Source organism: Mesorhizobium sp. M7A.F.Ca.CA.003.01.2.1, assembly GCF_003998945.1.
GTDB classification, from domain to species: Bacteria; Pseudomonadota; Alphaproteobacteria; order Rhizobiales; family Rhizobiaceae; genus Mesorhizobium; species Mesorhizobium ciceri.
Map to the genome: position 1 here is coordinate 1 of NZ_RZRA01000158.1, position 7,496 is coordinate 7,496.

2 protein-coding genes and 1 pseudogene are annotated in these 7,496 nt (G+C 64.1%); 2 read left to right on the forward strand and 1 reads right to left on the reverse strand.

The features are described 5' to 3' along the window. Positions 1-4,470: alpha-2-macroglobulin family protein (locus tag EN969_RS09230; protein WP_127419081.1), on the reverse strand; the 4,470-nt coding region annotated here is incomplete at its 3' end. A gap of 272 nt (positions 4,471-4,742) precedes the next feature. Here EN969_RS09230 and EN969_RS09235 point away from each other — a divergent pair. Both EN969_RS09235 and EN969_RS35920 read left to right on the forward strand, forming a co-directional pair. Then, entirely contained in the window at positions 4,743-6,671 is a 1,929-nt protein-coding gene (locus EN969_RS09235) for an autotransporter assembly complex family protein (protein WP_063168512.1), read from the forward strand. Between the two features lie 3 nt (positions 6,672-6,674). Then, positions 6,675-7,496 (forward strand): annotated as a pseudogene (locus tag EN969_RS35920) (hypothetical protein); the annotation flags it as partial.

Below are 7,496 nucleotides of genomic sequence, written 5' to 3' on the forward strand. Positions count from 1 at the left end.
GCCCCGGTCCTGGACGCTCTGGTCGTAGCCGAGTGAGTTCTGCAGGTTGCTGAGCGCCTGGTTCATGGCCAGGCTCGGCACGTCGTATTTCTGCTCGCGCGCCCTGGTCAGGAAGTCGGTGACATAGGCATCGAGCCACAGATCGCCGGAGCCCGGCCCCCACAGGCCGAAGCTGCCGCCCGAGGCCTGATAGCTCAGAACCTTGTAGATGGCGTCCTGAATGCGGCCATGGATATCTGGATCGCTGGCCATGCCGATGCCTGACGCCAATTCATTGACGTAGAGAAGCGGCATGGCGCGGCTGGTGGTCTGCTCGGCGCACCCATAGGGGTAGCGGTCGAGCGTCATCAGCAGCGAAGGCACGTCGAAGGCGGCAGCCTGCGAAACGCCGACGCTGACAGAGGCGCCGTCGAGCAGGCTTGCCGCGAGCAGCTCCTTGTCGACGCGAAGCGCGCCGCCATCGCCCTTGAGGTCGACCACCAGGCGGGTGGTGACCGGTAATTGCGCCGGGCGCACCGGCACATAGAGCGTCTGCTCGACCTTGGTGCCGTCGGCATGGGCAAGCTTGATGGTGAGCGAGGCATTGCCGGCCGTCTGAGCGATCAGCGGCACGGTTAGCGTCTGGCGCTTGCCCTGGGCGAGCGTCAGCTTCTGGGGCAGGGGCTTGTCGCCCGTCGACAGGTCGCCCGTCGTTTCGATCGAGAACGCATAGTCGCCGGCCGGACCATCGGTGTCGGCGACGTCGAGGCGCATAACGGCGGCGTCACCAGGCGCCAGGAAGCGCGGCAGGCCGGCGGTGATGACCACGGGATCGCGCACGATCACGTCGGACTGGGCGTGGCCGACCGCGTCCTTGGTCCAGGCGACGGCCATGACGCGCACGGTGCCGTTGAACTGCGGGATGTCGAAGTCGACCCGCGCCTTGCCGTCGGCGTCAAGCTCGACGACGCCGGAAAAGAAGGCGACAAGCTTTTCGGTCGGCGGGCTGCCTTGCGCCTGCATGTTGGCGCCGTCGCCGCCGGTCCTGAGCTTGCCGGCGTTGCCCAGAGAACCGTCGATCAGGCGACCGTAGATGTCGCGGATTTCCATGCCCAGCATGCGCTGGCCGAAGAACCAGTTCTCCGGATCCGGCGCCTTGTAGCTGGTCAGATTGAGGATGCCGACATCGACGGCGGCAACCATGACATAGGCATTGCTGCCCGGCTGCACGCCGGCGACCGAAACCGGGATCGACAGCTGCTGGCGCGGCATGGTCTTGTCCGGTGGCGTCAAGGTGATGGCGAGCTTCTTCGAACCCGGATCGACCTTCAGCCATTTCACGCCGATGGCGCGGGCCGGCATGCGCGTCTCCTGCGCATCGCCCGGCCGGAACAGGGTTGCGGTGACATAGGCGCCGGCGCCCCAGTCGTCGCCGACCGGAATGTCGACGGTGCTGCCGCCGGCCGGCACTGACGCCGTGATGGTCTTCAACAGCTTGTCGGAGCCGATGTTGATCAAGAGTTCGCCGGCAAAATGCGGCGAGATTTTCAGCTTGGCCACTTCGCCGGCGGCATAATTGTCCTTGTCGAGGGCGATTTCGAGGCCGTCAGGCGTTTCGGTGGTGGTCGAGGAGACATACCAGCCGGCGTCGAACTCGTAGCTGGTCGCCGGTCCTTCCGGATCGGCGGTTTCAACCTCGAGCCTGTACTGACCCCAATCGACCGGCACGGAGACCGTTGCGTCGCCGTCGGCGTTGAGGTCGACCTGGCCGTTGGCGATCGACTTGGTGAAGGTCACCGGCTCGTAATTCCACGAATTGTTGGAGCGGTACCACTGGTAATTGCGTTCGACCTTGACCAGCGTCCATTGCGCGCCTTTCAGCGCCTCACGCTTGCCGTCGGGATCGACGGCGATCAGGCTGAACTTGGCCGTGCCGCCCTGCGGCACTTCATTGTCGGCGAAATCCGGACGAATGCCGATCATATGGCCCTGCGGGCGGATGCCGATGTTGAGCGAGCGCTCGATGGCGCGGCCGCCGGTTTCACGCATCCTGACCGTCACCTTGGCGTCGACCAGCTTGGTGGTCGAGGGCAGTTGGTCGACGGAGACCGGGAAGGTCGCCTTGCCGTCATCGCCAACCACCGGCAGATCGGCGAGGGGGGTGACCGTGGGTTCGGCCGACTGCTCGTCGGCGAGACCGAAGGAAAAGCCCTGGAAACGGTCCCAGTCGCGCGAAGTCGACAGCGTCAGCTCGCCTTCCAGCGCCAAGCCTGCTGCCGGCGCGCCATAGAGGAAGCGGCCGTCAATGTCGATGTTGGCGGTTTCGCCCTGGGCGATTTCCTGCTTGTCGGCCTTCATGTCGAATTCGATGCGATCCGGCACGAAATCCTCGACCAGGAACATCTGGCTGGCCACCGCGGGCTGCTTGGGATCGGTGTAGATCGACACCGACCAGGTGCCTCGCATGGCGTTGGGGGCGAGCGGCAGGTCGACGGCATGGCCGCCGGCCGATGCGCCGTCGCTGACGATACGGCGGTCCTCGACGCCGTCGGGGCGCGAGAAGATGAAGGTCAACGGCAGGTTTTCGACCGCCTTGGCGGCACCGTCGCGAGCAAGTGCGGCGACATGAACATCCTCGCCGGCGCGGTAGATACCGCGTTCGGTCCAGGCATAGACGTCGAGCGCACCTGGCGCCGCGCGCCCGGTGACGCCGCGGTCGGACAGGTCGAAGCCGGCCCGGCCCATGTCGAGGAAGACGAAGTCATTGTCGCCCTGCTTGGCCATCAGCACGGCCGGCACCATGCCGCCGTCGCCGCGCGTCAGGCCGGGGTTGAAGACGGCATGGCCGTCGGCATCCGACGTCGCCGTGCCCAGAACCTCATTGTTCCTGGCGACCAGCGTCAGTTCGGCGCCGGCGATCGGCTTGGCGCTGCCCAGCGAACGGGCAAAGACATTGAGCCCGTCCTGACCGGTATAGGTCGACAGGCCGATGTCGGAGACGACGAACCATTGCGTGGCCATCGAGTTGTAGTCGTCGCTCTTGTTGTTGACGGCCTGGGCGGTCAGCACGTAGACGCCGGGCTTGCGCTGCGGCACCGCCTCGTCGACCGGGAAGGAGGTGGTGACCTCCTTGTTGAGGTCATTGGCGATGTCGAGCTGGCCTTGCCAGACCGGCGCGCCCATCTGCTCGGAAATGTTGGAGATGTCATAGCCGTCCAGCTGGTGCAGGAACTGGTAGCCCGACAGAAGCTGTGCCAGCGAACGATCGCCGATGCGATAGAGCTTCATCTCGGCGGCGTTCATGTTGACGGTAACGATCGGAATACCGCGGCGCGCGCCGGCCGGCAGCACGAAGCTATCACCGGTGAAGCGGGCGGACGGTGCGCGGTCCTGGACATAGATCGACAGCACCACGGGTGCCGCGGTCACTTCGCCGATTGCCGCCGGCAGGCCGGCGCGGAAGGTGACGTCGTAGTGCTGGCCATGCTCCAGCCCTTCGACGCAGATCTGCTTGTCCTTGGCCTCGACGCCCTTGGGCGGTGCATTGTCGACGGTGACGAATTGCGCGTAATCGACGCCGGTCTTGACCAGATCTTCGGAGAATTGCGCGCAGATGCGCGGCGCGCTGGTGTCGGCGTCGATGGTGTGGTCGATAACGCGGAAACCCTTGCGCGCCTTCAGATCGGCATAGTCGGCCTGGACCGCCGGCGACGGGTTCAGGGCAAGGCTCGCCTCATAGGCCTGTAGCGCCGGCCGGTAGAGATCGCGCTTGTCGAGGCCGTTGCCGAGCAGCGCCAGCACTTCGGCGCGCGTCTTGGTGGTGCGCAGTAGTTTATAGGCATTGAATGCGGCCGAAGTGCCGTTCGTCGGCAAAGTGGAAGCTTCGGATGTGCTGGCGGCGGGCTGCACGGCCAGCGTTTCACGCGCCAGGTTGAGCCAGAGCTGGCCATCATCGGGCAGTACCGAGACAGCGGCCTCGTATTTCAGCATGGCGGAGCGGTGGTCGCCGGTCAGCACGGCCTGTTCGGCGGCACTCAGCAAGGCAGCCATGCCTTCTGTCGGCTTGTCATAGGCCGGGCCGAGCAGCTTGTTGCGGTATTGCTGGGCCTGGTCGGCCATCCAGTTGGGGAAAAAGGCGAGTTCCGGCGGCGCGCCGATATCAGGATCGCCATCGATGTTGACGACCTTGCCGGCGACCGCGCCGTTGAAGGTTTTCAACTGGTTGTAGTCGGATTTGAGGAAGCACCATTTGGCTTTTTTATTGTAGGTGAAGGCGCGGCAGGCCGGGTCTCCCAGGCATGTCGTCTTGCACTGGTCGATTGTCACATTCTGGTCGGACCTGAGATCAAAACCGAAATAATCGGAATTGTCCGTTGTCGCGATACGCCGGGCCTCGGCCGCCTGCGAGACGCTGCTCCAGGCCAGGACATTGGCCCAGGCAAAAAACAGGAGAATCAGAATCGAAAGACCACGAGCCGCGCGCATTGCCATAACACCCCTCCAGACACAGCTGACGTCCGGGCATGATCAAGCTTCAGTCAGGCTTGTCAACACAAGGACGCGGCAGGGTTCCGCCTGCCAACGGTTTCCTTTCCGGTCGATGACCGGTAGTACCTCCATAGGACAGGGGATCACGCTTTCTTGCGGCGACGCAAAAGGTGTGAATTCCAAGCCCGTCCTATTTCAGACAATTGGATTGTGGCCCCTTTACGAGCGCTTCAGAACTTCATTCCAATTTTAGTTTTGTAACCTAGGTTGTCTTAATGCCGGCGCATGAAGAGCAGATGTCAGGAGGTCGCGCGCCAGGGCGTGCGCTTCCGCGCGCCCTGCTGCTGGCCATGATGTGCTCGACCGTGCTCGTCGCCGAATCGTCCCCGGCGGCCGCTTTCGAGCTTTTCGGCATCAAGCTGTGGGGATCGTCCAGCGACGAGGATGCCGACATCGTCGATCCGCTGCGCTACGCCGTGACCATCAATGCCCCCGATGCCGACAAGAACCTGGTCAAGAAGCTCGAAAATGCCTCGGCGCTGAAGAGCGACGAGGAGCGTCCGGTTTCAGGCTCGCTCGGGCTGATGGCCAAGGCGCGCAGCGACCGCGAACAGCTTGTCGCCGCGCTCTATGCCGATGCCCGCTACGAAGGCGTCGTCACCGTCACCATCGACGGCAAGCCGCTCGACGATTTGCCGCCGGATGCCGAATTCAAGGGTCCGCAGCCGGTTCCCGTGGCGATCGACATTGCTACCGGGCCGAAATTCACCTTGGGCAATATCAGGCTGCAAGGCGACGCGGCAGGACTGATGAGCGCCGATTATGGCCTGATATCAGGCGGCGACGCCGGATCCGGCGCAGTGCTCAAGGCCGAGGCGCTGATCGTGCGGACGCTGAAGGAGCAAGGCAGGCCGCTGGCAGAGGTGACGGACCGCCAGATCGTCGCCGACCATGCCACCTCGACGCTCGACGTGACGCTGACGGTCGCCGCCGGACCGGTCGCCGGCTATGGCCCGACCACCGTGGAAGGCACCGAGAAGGTCGACCGCGACTTCACCGAATACATGACCGGCCTCAAGCGCGGCCGGCAATACTCGCCGCAAGAGATCGACGATGCGCGCGACCGGTTGCTGGCGCTCGAGGTCTTCAACAGCGTGACGTTCAAGGAAGCCGACACGCTCGATGCCGACGGCAACATTCCGATCGGCGTCCAGGTCAGCGAGCGCAAGCCACGCTATTTCGGCGTCGGCGGCACTTTTTCCAACACCGAGGGGCTGGGCCTTGAGGGCTATTGGGGCCACCGCAATTTGTTCGGCCGGGCCGAGAAGCTGCGCATCGATGGCAAGATCAGCGGCATCGGCAGCAACGATCTCGGCGAACTCAACTACAATGCCGGCATCATGTTCGAGAAACCCGGTGTGATCGGACCGGCATCGAAGTTCTTCGCCAGCGTCAAGACGGTGCTCGAACATCCTGATGCCTATGACCATTTCTCGATCAAGGGCAGCACCGGACTGTCCTACGAACTGACCAAGAAGCAGACGGTTTCCGCCGAGGTGGCGCTCGACTATTCCCGCATCCACGACGCTTTCGGCAAGCACAAATACCTGATCGCCAGCATTCCGCTGCAATATGTCTACGACAACAGGGACAACCGCCTGAACCCGACCAGCGGCTTTCGGGTGCTGGCCTATGCCGAGCCGAGCTACGACATTTTGAATGGTGCGGCCTTCCTGAAGCTGAGGGGCGAAGGGTCGGCCTATCAGTCGCTGGATTCGGCTTCCAAGTTCGTGCTGGCCGAACGTGTCGCCATCGGTTCGATCGTGGGCACCGGGCTTCAGAATGTGCCGGCCGACCGGCGCTTCTATTCCGGCGGCGGCGGTTCGGTGCGCGGCTACGCCTATCAGGGCATCGGTCCGAAGGATTTCACCGGCCAGCCGATCGGCGGCCTGTCCTTCTTCGAAACCTCGGTCGAGATGCGCATCGCCATCACCGACACGATCGGCATCGTGCCGTTCGTCGATGCCGGCACCGTGTCGACCAAATCGGTTCCCGATTTCTCCGATGTCAAGGTCGGCGCCGGCGTCGGCCTGCGCTATGTCACGCCGTTCGGGCCGCTGCGCATCGACGCGGCCGTGCCGCTCAACCGCGATCCGGGCGATCCGCATTTCGGCATCTATGCCGGCATCGGACAGGCATTCTGAGCGATGAAAACAGTCTGGCGCATCCTCCGCATTGTTCTCTACACCCTGCTGATCGTGATTGCGGGAGCGATCGGCGCGCTGGTGGTGCTAACCAAGACCGAGCGCGGCCGCGACAATCTCGCCGGCATCATTTCGCGGCTGGCATCGACCGACGACCGCAAGATCACGGTCAGCGGCATAGACGGCATCTGGTCGGGAGCCCTCAGCGTCGACCATGTCGTGCTGGAGGATCGCGAGGGTGCCTGGCTGGTGGCGCGCAAGGTGGCCGTCGACTGGTCGCCGCTGGCGCTGCTGTCGAAAAACTTCAGCGCCGACCGCATCGCTGCCGAGCGCATAGAACTCGCCCGGTTGCCGGTGGCCAGCACGCAGCCGGCGCCGAGCGGCGGCACGACGACGCTGCCGGTTTCCATCGACATCAAGCAGATCGACCTGCCCGAGATCGCCCTTGGCCTCAACATGATTACCCTTGTCGGTCAGTTGGTGCCGGCCTGTCAGCTGGGTGACGATCTTGCCGTCGACCGAGAACGTGCCGATGCCGTTCCAATTGGCGAGCGGCCCGGTGCCCGAGACAATTATGTCGACCGGCGGCGTATCGGGCAGCTTGAGCAGATTGGCGATGATGCCGCCTGCCGGCTCCGAGGCCTTGAGGTCAAGATCGAGCCTGTTGTCCGCCGGCGCAAAGTGGATCTTGGCATCGACATTGCCTTGCTTGCCGTCATGGCGGGTGACGTTGAGCACCGTCTCGACCGCCAGCGGCGCGGCGTCGGCCTTGAGCATGCCCCTGGCGGCAAGTTCGGCGATGCCGCTGCCGGCCAGTTGCTGGCC